This is a genomic window from Mucilaginibacter phenanthrenivorans (genome assembly GCF_024721155.1).
GTDB lineage: Bacteria > Bacteroidota > Bacteroidia > Sphingobacteriales > Sphingobacteriaceae > Mucilaginibacter > Mucilaginibacter phenanthrenivorans.
On the sequence record NZ_JAHVAP010000004.1, the window covers coordinates 344844 to 361602 of the forward strand.

General features: G+C 41.6%; 15 protein-coding genes. 7 read left to right on the forward strand and 8 right to left on the reverse strand.

Annotated elements, in window-relative coordinates; genetic code table 11:
• Positions 1-64: 64 nt before the first annotated feature.
• Positions 65-1132 (forward strand): DUF6588 family protein, encoded by a 1068-nt coding sequence (locus KXD93_RS11020; RefSeq protein WP_258137147.1) that lies wholly within the window; start codon positions 65-67, stop codon positions 1130-1132.
• A gap of 63 nt (positions 1133-1195) precedes the next feature.
• Positions 1196-2089: a 1-aminocyclopropane-1-carboxylate deaminase/D-cysteine desulfhydrase gene (locus KXD93_RS11025; RefSeq protein ID WP_258137148.1), complete on the forward strand. Its 894-nt coding sequence runs from the start codon at positions 1196-1198 to the stop codon at positions 2087-2089.
• A gap of 101 nt (positions 2090-2190) precedes the next feature.
• Here KXD93_RS11025 and KXD93_RS11030 read toward each other — a convergent pair whose 3' ends face one another.
• Positions 2191-2898 carry a DNA alkylation repair protein gene (locus KXD93_RS11030; RefSeq protein WP_258137149.1) on the reverse strand — a complete coding sequence of 236 codons (708 nt, stop codon included), beginning with the start codon at positions 2896-2898 and terminating at the stop codon, positions 2191-2193.
• Positions 2899-3015: 117 nt separating this feature from the next.
• Here KXD93_RS11030 and KXD93_RS11035 point away from each other — a divergent pair, with 117 nt between their 5' ends.
• Positions 3016-4986: an amidohydrolase family protein gene (locus KXD93_RS11035; protein ID WP_258137150.1), complete on the forward strand. Its 1971-nt coding sequence runs from the start codon at positions 3016-3018 to the stop codon at positions 4984-4986.
• Between the two features lie 229 nt (positions 4987-5215).
• Positions 5216-7123 (forward strand): amidophosphoribosyltransferase, encoded by a 1908-nt coding sequence (locus KXD93_RS11040; protein WP_258137151.1) that lies wholly within the window; start codon positions 5216-5218, stop codon positions 7121-7123.
• Positions 7124-7248: 125 nt separating this feature from the next.
• Here the strand turns inward: KXD93_RS11040 and KXD93_RS11045 are convergent, their stop codons facing one another.
• The 3 genes from KXD93_RS11045 to KXD93_RS11055 form a co-directional block, all read right to left on the reverse strand.
• Complete coding sequence (locus tag KXD93_RS11045; RefSeq protein ID WP_258137152.1) at positions 7249-7572, reverse strand: hypothetical protein; 324 nt, start codon at positions 7570-7572, stop codon at positions 7249-7251.
• 2 nt (positions 7573-7574) lie between these two features.
• On the reverse strand, positions 7575-7697 hold the full coding sequence (locus KXD93_RS11050) for a hypothetical protein (protein WP_258137153.1): 123 nt from the start codon (positions 7695-7697) through the stop codon (positions 7575-7577).
• Between the two features lie 258 nt (positions 7698-7955).
• Positions 7956-8609, reverse strand: a complete 654-nt coding sequence (locus tag KXD93_RS11055) for a LysE family translocator (protein ID WP_258137154.1) — start codon at positions 8607-8609, stop codon at positions 7956-7958.
• 175 nt (positions 8610-8784) lie between these two features.
• Between KXD93_RS11055 and KXD93_RS11060 the strand changes: the two genes are divergently transcribed.
• Both KXD93_RS11060 and KXD93_RS11065 read left to right on the forward strand, forming a co-directional pair.
• A complete protein-coding gene (locus tag KXD93_RS11060; protein WP_258137155.1) occupies positions 8785-10440 on the forward strand; it encodes an MFS transporter in 1656 nt (551 codons plus the stop codon).
• A 79-nt stretch (positions 10441-10519) separates the two neighbouring features.
• Positions 10520-10975 carry a deoxycytidylate deaminase gene (locus tag KXD93_RS11065; RefSeq protein WP_258137156.1) on the forward strand — a complete coding sequence of 152 codons (456 nt, stop codon included), beginning with the start codon at positions 10520-10522 and terminating at the stop codon, positions 10973-10975.
• Between the two features lie 43 nt (positions 10976-11018).
• On the opposite strand, the gene cmk is transcribed toward KXD93_RS11065, so the two are convergent.
• On the reverse strand, positions 11019-11690 hold the full coding sequence (gene cmk, locus KXD93_RS11070) for a (d)CMP kinase (protein WP_258137157.1): 672 nt from the start codon (positions 11688-11690) through the stop codon (positions 11019-11021).
• Between the two features lie 144 nt (positions 11691-11834).
• On the opposite strand from cmk, the gene arfB reads away from it, so the two are divergent.
• Positions 11835-12251 carry an alternative ribosome rescue aminoacyl-tRNA hydrolase ArfB gene (arfB, locus tag KXD93_RS11075; RefSeq protein WP_258137158.1) on the forward strand — a complete coding sequence of 139 codons (417 nt, stop codon included), beginning with the start codon at positions 11835-11837 and terminating at the stop codon, positions 12249-12251.
• A 51-nt stretch (positions 12252-12302) separates the two neighbouring features.
• Here arfB and KXD93_RS11080 read toward each other — a convergent pair whose 3' ends face one another.
• The 3 genes from KXD93_RS11080 to lon all read right to left on the reverse strand — a co-directional run bounded on the left by KXD93_RS11080 (position 12303) and on the right by lon (position 16560).
• The gene (locus KXD93_RS11080; RefSeq protein ID WP_258137159.1) at positions 12303-13277 is read right to left on the reverse strand and encodes a lipid A deacylase LpxR family protein; all 975 of its coding nucleotides are present in this window, start codon (positions 13275-13277) and stop codon (positions 12303-12305) included.
• An 82-nt stretch (positions 13278-13359) separates the two neighbouring features.
• Positions 13360-13911, reverse strand: coding sequence for a hypothetical protein (locus KXD93_RS11085; protein ID WP_258137160.1), 552 nt, complete (start codon positions 13909-13911; stop codon positions 13360-13362).
• Positions 13912-14085: 174 nt separating this feature from the next.
• The gene (lon, locus tag KXD93_RS11090) at positions 14086-16560 is read right to left on the reverse strand and encodes an endopeptidase La (RefSeq protein ID WP_258137161.1); all 2475 of its coding nucleotides are present in this window, start codon (positions 16558-16560) and stop codon (positions 14086-14088) included.
• Positions 16561-16759 lie beyond the last annotated feature (199 nt).

Consider the following 16759-nt stretch of genomic DNA (forward strand, 5'->3'; position numbering starts at 1 on the left):
AGTCGTTTTTTCAGATATTGATTAATTCTAAAATATGTATCATTGTGTAAACGTTAACATAACCATGAGAAAGCGCTACATATTTCTGTACATAATAACCTTAATTGGTTTGGCGTCAGCGGCAAATGCGCAGGATGCATTTTCGGGACTGATCAAATCCAGCCCTGCTGATGCCACAAAATTATTTAACGCGTATGCCTTGCCTTTATTCAAGGGGCTGGGAGTTGATCAGAACAGTGGGTGGAACAATACCGCGAAAACCAAAAAAACATTACGGTTTGACATTAGGGTTACTGCGTCTGCTGCTTTTGTATCTTCTGCTGATAAAACCTTTGATGTAACAAAAATTGGCTTGTCGGACCATGTTCGCCCCGCCGATGCCAGCCAAACCATTACCCCAACTTTTGGCGGCAGGAAAAATATAGATGGCCCGCTTTTAAATATTTATGATGATAATGGCCACAAGGTAAGCAGTTTTAATATGCCGGCCGGCGTTATTTCGTTTATCCCCGCTCCGCAGATCCAGGCAACCGTCGGATTGATTCAAAACACGGACATAACCTTACGCGCCATTCCAAAAGTTACTGTCGGCAACGATTATGGAAGTATTTCAATGATAGGTTTTGGCCTAAAGCATGATATTATGCAGGACATTGCCGGTAAAACCGCGGATGCATTAATTCCATTTGACCTGGCAATTGCCATTGGTTATAGCCATTTAAAGCTTGATAAAACTTTATCGGTAACCCCCGAAAATGGTGCACAACCAAAGGACAGCCAGCAAAGTACCGATTTCAGCAACCAGCATATTGATGGAAGCTTTAACAGCTTTATGGCACAGGTAATCGTATCGAAAAAACTATTGGCGTTTACACCCTTTTTAGCTGTAGGCTATAATACTACCCACGCCAGCGTTACAGCGGTTGGTAATTACCCGGTAACCACGGGCGGCACGCTTATAAGTAATACCTACACAACTTTTACCAACCCTGTGTCAATAAGCGAGGGCGTTATTAACGGTGCCCGTGCTGATGTGGGCTTCCAGTTAAACCTGGGAGTTTTCCGCTTTTATACATCTTATAGTATTGCGCAATATTCATCTGTTAACGCAGGCATTGGTTTCGGAATTTAGGACGATCCAGCATATAATATAAGGATGGATACAAAAGCCAACCCTATATAATATATTTAACCTATGGATCTCAACCTCGAAATTTTCAGCCCCGTTCATCAAATCAAAAACCAACTTTTTGATGAAAAGGGCTTGGAGGTATCTCTAAAGCGCGATGATCTCATCCACCCTATCATTTCAGGTAATAAATGGCGTAAACTAAAGTACGTTTTACAGCGCGCACAGACCGAAAATAAAAATCACCTGGTAACATTTGGCGGCGCGTACTCCAACCACTTACTCGCAACTGCGGCGGCAGCTGCAAAGTTTGGTTTTAAGTCCACCGGGATTGTACGGGGCGAGGAAGTAACTAACGACACCCTTTTTCTTTGCCGCTTGCATGGAATGCAGTTAATTTTTGTTGATAGAGAAGCTTATCGTAATAAACCAGAGTTATTTGTGCAATATTTTGGTGCTGATCCTACCTCGTTTTTTATAGATGAAGGCGGCGCATCACGTGAGGGTGCAAAAGGATGCAGTGAATTGATCGATGAATTAACCGAAACCTACGATCACATTTTTTGTGCCTGCGGAACCGGGACAACCGCTGCGGGCATTATCAATGGTATTCAAAAAAATGAACTGCCAACTCAATTTAATGCGGTACCGGTGCTAAAAAACGGGGAGTTTTTAAAGGAAGAGATAAACCAGTTTTTATCCGGACCTGTCGATTATAATTTACATACGGCATATCACTTCGGCGGCTATGGGAAAACCGATGACCGGCTTATATCCTTTATCAAACAATTTGTGGCAGAAACAGGCATATTAATAGAACCTGTTTATACTGGCAAAATGCTTTATGCCATTTATGACCTTGCCGCTAAGGATTATTTTAAACCCGGAAGCCGCATCCTCGCCATTCATAGCGGCGGCATCTGGGGGTTATTGGGTATGAAGGATAAATTTCAACTATAGATCTTTAACCAGCGTTTATCAATCATAAGTTGACGTTTAAGTCTTTAGTTCAAAGACAAAATTTGACTCAAGGCTTGCGACTAAAGGCTATTGACTTGACATCAGCACTTTACCATCTTTTTCTTTTTGCCGAGAGTTCCCTTATCCACGGCTTTGTTGATATAGGCCCCGGCATCGGGTGTTTTGCAGGCGGTACCGTTCATATCAACAGTAACGGCACCAATCTTTTTTGCGGCGTCCAGCGCGTCCTGGTTTAATGCTGTAACGTATGAACCTACGCAAATAATGAAGTTATTCATTGTTACTTTAACCCTGTTAGGTGAAGAATGAATATTTTCAATGACCCTTTGCATAAGGTTTTTTAGCGCCGGAATATCAAGCTCACTGTCCGACTTAAGCGATACCCAATTGCCCAACGTGGACCAACCTGCCGCTGCAATGTAATCTACAGGTGAATCTATCCACTCCAAAGCCAATTCAAAACCATGTTTACCACCGGTAGCCACCCACGGCACCGTGTATTCGCTTATATTATTGGAGACAGCTTGTTTAGCCCAGGTTTGCAGGTCAGCTTTGCTCATTTGTTCATCGTCCGCAATAAGGCCGGCAAGGTACATGGCATCAGCATTACCCGTGGCGTAAAGATCCTTTGCCAATTGGTAATCCTTTTTAACCTGTTTTTGAATAGTTTTAAGATATTCCACTTTTACGCCAAAAAACGGCTCTTTGATACCGTGTTTTACTAATATCTTTTTGATGCTCTCGCTGCCATTGGCTTGCAGGTAGGTCATTATTTCAGGTACGGTCATAGCGATAATCTATATTTAAAGCGGTAAATAAAATTACAAAAAAGCGTTGGCTTTCAAATAAATTTATCATTTGCTGTCCAATTTGATAACTTTAAACCGTCACAACTTAATCACCTTATGAAAAAATATATCCTCGTTCCTTTCCTGTCATTGGCTATATCTGCTGTGTTTGCACAAGCTAAACCAGACAGCGTTTCCTTTTTCCTTCATAAATTTGAGCAAAACATCGGTAAGGAAATCTATCGCATTAGCAAAACAGCAACTGAAATTACCTACACGGTTAATTTTAAATTCACCGATCGTGGTTCACCTGTACCATTAAAGGCGGAATTAAAATTAACGCCCGCATTTGAACCCCTGGGATTGAAGATAAAAGGCAACACCGCGCGTTCAGCAACCATAAACGATACAATCTCGATCACGGGTAACCAGGCCCGGATAAAGGTCGACGATTCCATCTATCATAAGAAAATAACAGCCTTAACCTTCCCTGTCGCCAGCTATGCACCCGGAACTGTTCAGCAGGTACTGCTACAGTATTGGAAAAACCATAAACAACCTGCATCAATCACTACGCTTCCGTTCGGATCGGTACAAATCAAAAAGGATGGCGAGGATGCGATCAGTTTCAATGGCAAAACATTACAGCTTGAGCGCTTCACGGTTGGCGGCTTAATTTGGGGTCATGAAATTTTATGGGCTGATAAATCGGGCCAGCTGATCTGCCTGATCACAAATGACGCAGAGGCTGATAAACTGGAAATGATGCTGGAGACTTACGAATCGTTATTGCCAACGTTCATCGCAAAGGCTGCTACTTACGGCATGGAGATGTTCGCGAAATCTACCCCAAAAACTGCGGCTGTTGAGAAACTGATCGCCATAACCGGAGGAACTGTAATTGACGTTGTTAATTCAACGCCTATACCAAACGCAGTTGTGATAATAGAAAACGGTATTATAAAAAAGGTTGGCAAGGCCGGTGAGGTAACAATTCCTGCAGGCGCTAAAATTATTGATGCTAAAGGAAAAACCATATTACCGGGTCTTTGGGATATGCATGCTCACTTCGAACAGGTTGATTGGGGGCCGGCCTATTTAGCTGCGGGTGTTACCACCGTTCGCGATTGCGGTAACGAGTTTGGCTTTATTAACTCGGTCCAAAGTGCAATTGATGGTGGCAAGGGGATCGGACCGAAGATCTTAAAGGCTGGTATTATTGACGGCAAGGGACCAATGGCGCTAGGAATAATCCAGGCCGATACCAAAGAAGAAGCCATAAAAGCAGTTGACCGTTATAAGGCAAATGGTTTTGTACAGATTAAAATTTACAGCTCGGCAAAGCCTGCAATTGTTAAGGCCATTTGCGAAGAGGCACATAAGGTTGGGCTCACGGTTACCGGGCATATCCCTAACGGGATGACATTACAGGCTGGCGTTGATTCTGGAATGGATATGGTTAACCATGTTCAGTATGTTTATTCCGTTATGAAACGCAATAAGGATCGTTCCATAAATTTTGAGGACTCATTAAGTATAGCAGCTCTAAAATTCATCAAGCAACATAATGTTGTTATCGATCCTACGCTGGGCGTTTTCGAGATGGTTTTCCGGTCCACTAAAGATAATATTACAGTTATGGAGCCGGCTTTTTATACGCTTCCGCTTCCATTACAGGCCATCTTTAAAAACACGGGAATGGATTCGGCAACTTCTCTTAAATTAAAACCCATTTGGGACAGTTTTCAAAAAACGGTAAAAGTACTTTATGATAATGGCGTAACCATAGTTGCCGGTACCGACCAGGGCTTCCCCGGCTACAGCCTCGACCGTGAGTTAGAGTTATATGTTCAAGCAGGCCTTACCCCTATCCAGGCCATCCGCACAGCAACCATCACGCCTGCAGCAGTAATGAAAATGGATAAGGAAACAGGATCGATAGATATTGGTAAAAGTGCCGATATTGTTATTATTGATGGCGATCCGTTAACTACTATCAGGGATATTCGTAAAGTAACCATTGTAATAAAGGCGGGGCGAATTTATGATCCTGTAGCTTTGCATAAAATGGTGGAGTTTGGGAAGTAACTATTTGAACCATGATTAAAGGATTTACTGATTATCAGGATGCTTATCGCGTTCAAAAAAAATCAGGAAATCCTTTAATCAAATGAATCATGGTTCAAAAAAAGAACAAAATCACTGTTAATCAATCCATTTCAAGCTAATTCTCCCCCTAAATATTAATGCAATTTAATGACATTGTTAATTCCAAGTTTTAACATTTAAATTTTAACTTTGCCGCTCATTAGTAATCATGAGCGACTCGATTAAACATGAGTGCGGTGTGGCATTTATCCGCCTGTTAAAACCGCTTTCTTTTTATCAAAAAAAATACGGCACGGCCCTTTACGGCCTAAACAAACTTTACCTTTTAATGGAAAAACAACATAACCGCGGCCAGGATGGCGCGGGCGTTGCTACCATTAAACTCGACATTGAGCCCGGTAAACGCTACATAAGCCGACATCGATCAATGGCTTCGAATGCGGTTGCTGATATCTTCGAATATATCCAGAAGAAATTTGCCGACATTCAAAAGGAGATGCCTGAAAAAATGGCGGATGCAGAATGGCTCAAAGAGCACGTAAGCTTTACCGGCGAAGTGTTATTGGGCCATTTGCGTTATGGTACCCATGGCAAAAACAGCATCGAGAACTGTCACCCTTTTTTAAGGCAGAACAACTGGATGACGCGTAACCTGGTTATTGCAGGAAACTTCAACATGACGAATGTTGATGAACTACTACAGCAACTATACGACCTTGGCCAACATCCGAAGGAAAAAGCCGATACCATTACCGTTCTTGAAAAAATAGGCCACTTTATAGATACCGAAAACCAGGGCCTGTTTGACCAGTATAAACGCGAAGGATTGGACGACAATATCGAAATCAGCAAGCTGATAGCTAATGATATGGATGTTGCCAAGATCCTGCGTAAATCAGCAAAAAACTGGGATGGTGGTTATACGATAGCAGGTATTTTAGGTCATGGTGATGCATTTGTAATGCGTGATCCTGCGGGCATTCGTCCGGCTTATTATTACTATAATGATGAGATTGTTGTTGCAGCGTCTGAAAGACCCGCCCTCCAAACGGCCTTTAATATCCCGATGGAGGATATCAAGGAAATCCAGCCCGGTCATGCTTTGATCGTTAAAAAGAATGGTAAAATCACAGAGGACAGGATAAGTGAGCCGGCTGAGAAAAAAGCGTGTTCTTTTGAACGCATTTATTTCTCCCGCGGCAGCGATGCTTCTATTTACCGTGAACGTAAGCAATTGGGTCGTTTACTTTGTGAGCAGATCTTAAATTTTGTAGATCACGATGTAAAAAACACCGTATTCTCCTATATACCTAACACTGCCGAGGTTGCTTTTTACGGCATGGTAGAGGGTGTACATAAATATATTAAAAAATACCAGCGCGACAGGTTACTGAACCGCGAGGATAAGATAAGTGAAGAGGAATTAACCGAAGTGCTTTCGATGGCGCCAAGGGTCGAAAAGATAGCGATTAAGGACGTTAAGCTGCGCACCTTTATTACGCAGGATGCAGACCGCAGCGAAATGGTAGCTCACGTTTATGATACTACTTATGGCCTGATTAAAAAAGGTGCTGATACTTTGGTTGTTTTGGATGACTCGATCGTTCGCGGAACAACGCTTAAACAAAGTATCCTGAAGATCCTTGACAGGCTTGGCCCTAAAAAAATTGTAGTTGTTTCATCTGCACCGCAGATCCGTTTCCCGGATTGCTATGGCATCGATATGTCGCGCATGGGCGAGTTTGTTGCTTTTGAAGCAGCGATCAGTTTGCTTAAAGATGCAGGCAGAGACGATGTGATATTAAAAGTGTACCAACAATGTAAGGACAGTGCAAAACTTCCCAAGGAAGAGGTTGAAAATTACGTAAAAGCCATTTATGAGCCGTTTACCGACCAGGAGATCTCAGATCGCATTGCTAAAATCATCACCCCTAAAGAAATAAAAGCAGAAGTAAAGGTAATTTATCAAACGCTTGATAACCTGCATACAGCTTGTCCCGATCATTTGGGCGACTGGTATTTCTCAGGCAATTATCCAACCCCGGGTGGAAACAAGGTTGTTAACAGAGCGTTTGCCAACTGGATGGAAGGAAAGAATACAAGAGGGTATAATTAAGTCTTAAGTCGAGAGTCAGAAGTCTTAAGTCAATAATAAAAAAAGTCCGAACCATTAACTGGATTCGGACTTTTGCTTTTGTACTAAAATGACTCAAGACTTGGAACTCAAGACTAAGAACTCCTTTACCCTCTCAACCTTTTCAAATTAACAGCCACCAGGTAATTATAATTTTCAGCCAAAATTGCTTTAGCATCGGGTAGCATACCTTCATTGGTGTATGATTGCTTTAACGCCGATTTCGCCGAATTAAATACCTGCAACAAAATTTCAGGAAGTATTTTCACGGCAATAACCGGGTAATAATCCTTCTGCAATTTTGATCTTCCGCTTTCGGTGACCATGTTTAGTTCCCAGGTGTCGTCTGATTTAAAACCATGCTCTTTGGCAGCATTCATTAAATCATAAAGGTACATCCGGGTTTCTGTTTCTACTGTTTTGTCGCTCATGTTTATTTCTTAACGCCTGAATCTGATTTTGAGCCTTTTTCGTTTTGATATGACGACACTTTTTTATTTGCGTTTACAGTAGGTGCTTTTTTAACCTCTTTTACTGTTTTTCTGTCTTTGCTCATTGTATTGTTTATTGGGTTTGATGATAATTTAACGCAGATACCGGGGTATTATTAGCCAAAGGATAAATATTGTTTAAAGGAAATTAAACAATGCGTACGCGCAGGCCACTGCATTGGGATGGATTTTTCTAAAGATAAGATTTATATTGAGAATTAGAAGGGTTTTGAAAAACTTATATTACTTTGTAGTGAGCCGCCCCATCTACTCTTCAACAATCGCCATCCTACCAATGACTAATGCCCGATGACAACTGACTATTAACCCCCGGGAGCGGAGAATACAAAATGAGTAACAAGCTTGTCAAGCAACACAAACGACGCAATAATAAGGGCGATCCCGGCAACCTCATTAAGCCGGTGAACAAATTTAACCGAGATCCTGTCGCGAAGTTTATCGGCATAAAAAGCTTTTGTGGTGTCAAGGCCGAACTGAACAATAAGTATAGTCAAGAACATGATGGCTATTTTTACGGAGCGGTTGGGCACCCCTTCGTGGTAAACAGTACTCGCTGCACCTATAACTATTGTCCAATGAAAAAGTATGGTTGGATTGAATATACACATCACAAAGCCCTTTAAAAAATAGCCGGCGCGATGCAGTGTAGTAGGTATAGTATTTTTATAGTTGATCTCTGATTTTTTGAACATGTAGTAAATACCTATCGCAAATAAAATGGTGCTGCCAAATATGCCTGCGTAGGTTTTATCATGTGCCGTGATATCAAAATATTGAGATCCGAAGAGGATGGCGCCAACAAAAACCATATCGCTGCAGACTACTCCCAAAGCCAAAGCAACCCCGGCATGAAAGCCTTTTTCTATACTGGTTTTTATTAAAGCAAAGAAAACCGGGCCGGTCAAAAACGTCAACACTAATCCAAACCCTATACCCGAAATAATAGCTTCTATCATTAATTTAGGCTTATATGCCGCTCGATTTTAAAAAAGACAGCACGAATATGCAATTTTATATGTTAAACAACCAAACTTAAATTTGTGATTTTATTAATTAAAAATACAGCAGAATTCTAAAAAATACCTATGTTTAGTGTTTTAATTACACCCTTGGTACAAACCTAATTAAACAATGGAACAAAAAAATTCAAAAAATTACGGCACTGCGCTATACACCATTATTACTGTATTTTTCTTTTGGGGCTTTCTTGCTGCATCAAACGGGGTATTTATCCCATTTTGCAAAGTTCACTTTCATTTAACGCAGTTCGAGTCTCAGCTTATAGATTTTACATTTTATGGTGGATATTTTATTGGTTCACTTATCCTTTACTTCGCATCACAAGCCAGTAAGGTTGATATTATGAACAAATTAGGTTACAAAAACGGCATAATTTTAGGGTTGGTTATATCGGCAATAGGAGCACTGGGCATGATCCCGGCTGTTGCTTCAGGCTCATTCGGATTTATACTTGCAGTTTTCTTTATTATAGCTATTGGGTTTTCACTGCAACAAACCGCAGCAAATCCATTTGTGGTTGCTTTAGGTGCGCCTGAAACAGGTTCAAACCGTTTAAATTTTGCCGGTAGTATCAATAATATTGGGGGTTTATTAGGCCCTGTGGTTGTAGGCTTTATTTTGTTCGGATCAGCAACTGCTAAAATTGCTGCAAAAGATGTTCAGATCTCATCTGTAAACAACCTTTATTATATGCTCGCAGGCTTATTTATAGCAGTGGCTCTTTTCTTCTGGTTTTCAAACCTACCAAAGGTAACCAGCGATGAAAAGCTGGAAACAAGTAAGAAGGCAAATACGCCGCTTTTAATTATGTTTTTGGCGTTCCTGCTTATTTTGGCAGCCGACCCATTGAGTGCCTATCTTAATAAGCTGCTATCTTCAGATCACGTAAAAAGTCAGTATTTTGTTTACGCATCCTTGGCTATTATTGTATTAACACTGGTTGGTACCATATTGGCCGCAAAAAAAAGCAAAGAGGGATGGGGTGCAATGCAATACCCGCAGCTAATATTAGGCATGCTGGCCATATTTACTTACGTAGGTACAGAGGTTACCATTCAAAGTAATATGGGCTCATTATTAAAAACACCAGAGTTTGGTTCATTCCAGGAATCGGACATAGCACCTTATATCTCTTTATACTGGGGTAGCCTTATGATCGGTCGTTTTGCCGGTGCCATTGGCGCCTTCAATCTATCTAAAGTAACAAAATACATTTTATACATAATTATCCCTTTTGTTGCATTCGGTATTGTATTGCTTGTTAATGCTGTTACAGGGGTTAATGTAAGTAAGCTTTACGTTTATGCAATTTGTGTAGCCGTGCTTATTGTCGCGTTCTTTATCGGCAAGCAAAAACCAACTCGTACTTTATCAGTTTTAGGTATCCTTGGCGTTATTTTTATGCTGATCGGTTTATTTACAACCGGCCGGGTAGCTACTTTTTCATTCATAAGTGGTGGCCTGTGTTGTTCAATTATGTGGCCATCTATTTTCTCATTATCTATTACAGGCTTAGGGAAATACACAAGCCAGGGTTCGGCCTTTTTAATTATGATGATTTTAGGCGGATCGATTATCCCGCCATTACAGGGTAAGGTTGCCGATGGCAGTAATAACCTGATTGCAGGAATGAGTGGAATTCATTTCTCCTACATTGTTCCGGTCCTGGGTTTCGCATATCTAACCTATTTTGCGTGGAAGGTAAGCCGCGAATTGTTAAAACAAGGGTTTGACCTTGATCACGTTCAAGCCTCAGGCGGACATTAATTTTTAAGTTATTAGAGATCAGAGCCTGGAGATTAGTTAATTTCCTATCCTCTGGTCTCTAGTCTCTAATCACCAACAAATGACCAAATTATCCTTCGACCATATTTTCATGAACCTGGCAACCGATCTGTCTAAACGCTCGCATTGCGTTAAGGCTCATGTTGGTGCCGTTTTGGCTAAGGACACTCGTATTATATCCATAGGCTACAATGGCCCCCCGGCAGGCACTCACAACTGCGACGAGGAGTGGCCCGAAACCGGTTGTGCCCGTGATTCAAAGGGGAGTTGTTCCCTAGCCCTGCACGCCGAAGAAAATGCGATACTTTATGCTGTGAAAAATGGCGCTAACTTAGAAGGTGCAACTTTGTACACCACCCTGTCGCCATGCCTGCCATGTGCCCGCCTGATATTTTCGGCGGGGGTTAAAAAGGTATTTTACGATAAATCATATGCTGCCTATAAAGGCATAGGCAGTGATGAAGGGGTTGATTTCCTAAATCGTTTTGGGGTAAGTGCTGTTAAATTTGAAGAGTAACACAACTGCGTTCGTTGCTCCCTTAAGTCAAACAAATTGCCGTTTATAGAAATGGCTCTATTGCGCTTAACGCAAATAGCAATTGTTCGGCTGGAGTTAAGTCTGTATTATCCAGGATAATTGCGTCTTCAGCACGAACCAGCGGGCTTTCCTTCCGGGTGGTATCCTGGTAATCACGATGAGCCAGGTTTTCAAATACATCCTCTAAGGTAATATCAGGATTTTTAGGCAGTAATTCCTTGTATCGCCTTTCTGCACGAATTTTAGGATCAGCGGTCATAAAAAATTTAACCGGTGCATCAGGGAACACGGCTGTGCCAATGTCTCGGCCATCCATCACAATATTTTTAGATTTACCCATGCGCTGCTGCTGCTTCACCATTTCGTGTCTCACTTCGCGAATAGTAGCTACTGTACTCACCTTTTCAGAAACAGGCATTTGCCTTATCTCTTCCGATACCTCTTCATCATTAAGGGTAATGTGCGTTTCATAATCTCGCGAGTGGAAGTTTAGGTGGATATTTTTTAAAGCCTCCGCAATCTGTTTATGATTATCCAAATCAATATTATTCCTTAAAAAATATAGTGCAACTGCGCGGTACATGGCGCCGCTGTCAACATAAATAAAGTGAAGTCTTTTTGCTAATGCCTTTGCCAGGGTGCTTTTCCCGCACGATGAATAGCCATCAATGGCAACTACGATATTATTACTCATGGGTAGCTAAAATAGGAAAAAGTTGGCAGTTGGCAGTAAAGAGTTGGCAGTTTGTTATGAAAATAAGTTAACGATTGTTGTAATCTTTTGGCATCTAAGGCAATCCGTTAATTGCATGCTGCCAACTTTCTTTAAATTTGCGGTATGAACTTTACTAAAGCCGATCTACAAAAAGAGATCACTTACAAAACATCACGCAGCGGCGGAAAAGGCGGGCAAAACGTTAACAAAGTATCCAGCAAGGTTGAATTATTATTTTCTGTAGATAATTCTCTTTTGTTTACAGAAGAGGAAAAGGTGCTATTAAATGAGAAGATCCAGGCGCGTTTAAATAAAGATGGCCTGGTGCAAATAGTATGCGACGAAGAACGAAGCCAATACCTTAACAAGGAAAAAGCAGTAGAACGGCTAACAGTGCTTTTAATAAAGGCACTTCAAAAACCCAAGATACGTAAACCAACAAAAGTTAGTAAAGCTTCCAAAGCTGCCCGCCTCGATTCAAAAAAGATAAATTCAGTCAAAAAGGAAAATCGAAGGAAAAGTTTTAAAGATGGGGATTAGTAGTCACAAACTACCTTTTTCCTAATCTCTAATCTCCGGTCTCTAATCTCTCTATTTAAACCTGTACAAGGCAGTAACGCTTCCCCACTGATGCGACTGCACCATTTCCTTTACGTCCTTGGTATGAAAGATAGCGGCGGCATCAATCACAAAACGACTTGTGCTTATTGCAACACCAAGTTGGTTGCTAAAGATAAATGGCTCTTTATTCCGTGTAATTTCCAGGCTGTTGGGATCGTCATGTTTGTCAAATAAACCACCCTGGATAGTAGCGTCATACGCAACATAGTTAAACATGGGTTTATAATAGAAAAACAGTTCGTGCTCATGTAGTGGTGTCGCGGTTTGATTCTTTATTGCTGAACTTTGTGTACTCACTGAGTTAAAGAGTTGGTTAAACGAGCCTACACGCACCAAGGGGCCAACCCCCAGGCCGCTAAAACCATTTCCTAAATTGGCATAGCCGGAAAAGGTCAGATCAATCCATGATCCCCTTGTCAGTAGTTTATTATATTCTGCCGAAAGATTAAGTTCCGCCTCATTTTTTATTTGGTATTCCCATCCGCTTGGGTGATAAAAACCAAAATTATCGTGTACATAATCCTGCACCTCCTTGCCCAGCGCGGCAGGGCCCACAACGCCTATTTGCGCACCCAGCTTTAAATTGCTTTCGTCTTTATACAATAAATTTAATGTGGCCCCTGCATATAAATACCCGGCGAACGGCCTATCCACCAGATACTCCTGGTCAGCGCCCTTATAAAAAATGCTGCCGCTTTGAGGGTTAAATATTTTTTGGCCAAACTCGAAGCCCAGCACCTTATTGGCCAGGTTTGTTTCATTGTCCTTAACTTTTAAGGCGTGCCTGAAATAAATAAAAATACCGTCGGTATAATACCTGTCCGATCCCTGCAACAGGTAGGAATCATTATCTGTTTGGAGTCCAATTTCATTACTGTGTGATTGTGCAAAAACATTAGCGGCACAAAAAAAGCCGAGCAGCAAGGCCAATAGTTTAATTCTCATTAGGATCTTTAGGATTAACCGTCTAAAATAGTAAAAGCCCGGATAAATCCGGGCTTTTACTATTTATATTTTATTTGTGAATTTAAAAAGTGTAGCCTACACTTAATCCGCCCTCAGCTATTACGCCGTCGTCATATAGTATTGGTACAAAGGCAATCCTGAAATTTATACCGCCATTTTCCTGTTGGTAGCGATAACCTATAGTAGCGGTACCGATAAACCCGGTTATGTTGTCGAATTGAAAAGTGACACCATTAGTGGTACCGTGCGAACGTACAAACGTTGTTCCGGCGCCAAATTCGGCAAAACTGCTGCCGCCTTGTTTTGCCAATCCATATAAATAGTTTATTTGCAGGGGAACGGATGCCACCCAGTTTGCACCAGTATTGTAATACCCGGCACCAACCCTGTAACCCCATTTGTCACGGGCATCGGCAAAACGTGTATCGTAATTAAACGTAAGGGCAAGGCCGGGGCCGCCAAGTTCCAGGAAAACCGTTTTCGGTTTAATAAACGATTCAACAGTAGTGTCTCTTTTTACCGTGTTCTCTTCAAGGTTTTGGGCTTTCAAATAAAGGGATGATGTGATAAGCAGCAACAAAAAAACAGCTTTTAATGTAAAAGTTTTCTTCACTTTTTTAGATTTTGGATGTAATTAACTGTAACCATAATTACTTTATAATTATGATAGTGCGTATTACGCTGATATTCCAAAAAAGGTTGCAGTGTGATTAAGGCTGTTTTAGGGAAAAACATTTCCGGCCGAAAGCCAAAAACAGGCGATCAACCGGAAAAATCAATTAATATCTTATATTAAAGCGGGTTTTGCTTCTTCCTTCACCGTTAGATCAAGTGCATTGATTACGGTTTCATTTAGAAGTGCAAGGTCAATTACCTCGCGCATCTCGGTAACATAATTAAATTTAAGGTCCTTTATATAGTCTTCCTTAATTTCCATGATGTCCTTTTTATTCGAGGAGCACAAAATTATTTCCTTTATGTTGGCTCGTTTAGCGGCAAGGATCTTTTCCTTTATGCCGCCCACAGGAAGCACACGACCACGCAGGGTTATTTCCCCGGTCATGGCAAGGTGCGGTTTAATTTTACGTTGGGTAAATGCCGAAGTTAGGGCAGTCAGCATAGTAACACCGGCAGATGGACCGTCCTTAGGTGTTGCGCCTGCCGGAACGTGTACGTGGATGTCCCAAAGATCAAACAACCTCGGATCGATATTAAAGTACGAAGCGTGCGCACGTAAATATGCAAGCGCTATGGTTACCGACTCCTTCATCACATCACCCAGGCTACCGGTTAAAGTTAACCTGCCCTTACCGGGGCTTAAGCTTGCTTCAATAAACAATATGTCGCCGCCAACCGATGTCCAGGCAAGCCCGGTAACAACACCAGCAACGTCATTACCCTCGTAAAGATCTTTATCATATATCGGTGCGCCAAGTATCTTCTCAACGTCCTTTTTGCTTACGGTAGGATTGTATGGCTCCTCCATGGCAATATTCTTTGCCACGCCACGCACCAGCGAACCTATCTTTTTCTCCAAAGCACGCACACCCGACTCGCGGGTATAATCAACAATAAGCTTTTCTATAATTTCCGGCTTTATAACAACATCCTTGGTTTTTAAGCCGTGTGCCTCACGCTGTTTTGGAACCAAATGCTGTTTGGAAATCTCCACCTTTTCTTCTATAGTGTACCCATTCACTTCTATGATCTCCATACGATCAAGCAAAGCAGGCTGTATGGTGCTCAGTGAGTTTGCTGTCGCGATAAACATTACGTTCGACAGGTCGAAATCCATCTCCACGTAATGATCATAGAAAGTGCTGTTTTGTTCAGGATCCAATACTTCAAGCAATGCCGATGATGGATCGCCCCTGAAATCATTACCCACCTTATCTATCTCATCCAAAATAAACACAGGATTTGCCGCGCCGGCCTTTTTAACCGACTGAATAATGCGGCCCGGCATTGCGCCGATATACGTTTTACGGTGTCCTCTTATTTCAGCTTCGTCACGAATGCCCCCTAAAGCCATCCTGACATATTTACGTCCCAGCGCTTTGGCAATAGACTTACCTAACGATGTTTTACCAACCCCCGGAGGGCCAACCAAACAAAGGATAGGCGCCTTCATATCATGCTTTAATTTAAGCACAGCCAGGTACTCAATAATGCGTTGCTTTACTTTATCAAGACCGAAGTGATCTTTATCCAGTACCTTTTGGGCACGCTTTAAATCAAAGTTATCCTTGGTGAACTCATTCCATGGCAGATCGAGTAACAGCTCCAGGTAATTTATTTGTACTGAGTAATCAGCCGCGGCAGGATTGGTACGAACAAGTTTTTCAAGCTCTTTGTTAAAATGATCCTTAACATCCTTCCCCCATTTCTTTTTTGCGGCCCGAAGCTTTAGGCTGTCGATCTCCAGGTCGGGCGACGATCCGCCAAGCTCTTCCTGGATAGTTTTTAATTGCTGATTTAAAAAGTAATCGCGCTGCTGTTTGTCCAGGTCTACCCGTACTTTGCTCTGGATCTGGTTTTTCAGCTCCAGCATTTGCAAATCGAGTGTTAAATGCTCCAGTACCAGGTTCGCCCTGTTTCTAAGGTTTGGTTCCTCCAGCAACTGTTGTTTTGCCAGCATATCGGCATTCATGTTTGACGATATGAAATTTATCAAAAATGAAGTGCTTTCAATGTTGCGAATGGCTATTCCGGCCTCGCTTGGAATGTTTGGCGAAAGCTGGATAATATTCATGGCCATATCCTTGATGGATGAAACCATGGCCTTAAACTCTTTATCCTCCTTGTGCTTTACCTCCTTAAAGGCCTCAATCGTAGCTTTAATGTAAGGGATGCTTTGCACTTCATCCTTTAAAACAAAACGCTTTTTACCCTGTAAAATCACCGTGGTGTTACCGTCAGGCATTTGAAGCATTTTTACAATGAGGGCAATGGTTCCAATTTTGTTTAACTGTGAAAAAGAGGGGTCCTCTATCGCCACATCCTGTTGAGAAACCACCCCAATCATCCGGTTACCCTTATTGGCGTCGCGAATCAGTTTAATTGACTTATCCCGGCCAACGGTAATAGGAATTACCACCCCGGGGAACAAAACGGTGTTACGTAATGGCAGTATGGATAAAATATCTGGCAACAACTCATTATTCATTTCCTCCTCGTCCTCGGTTGACATGAGCGGAAAAAATTCAGAATCTTCGTTTATTACCGGTAAAGCACTTTTAAAATCAAATGGATCAAAATTCATCAACTACCTTTTATGTCTTATTAAAAAACGTCATATTGTCAGCCTATAAAGATACAGGCAATTTTGCAAAGGATAAATTGCATTATCCTAGCAGGTAATACTATGTTTCAAGAGATGTGCCAAGATAAGGTAATATTCTATCACAATTTAGTTTATGTCATAAACAATTGATTATTTGTTAATTACAAATAATCACCTT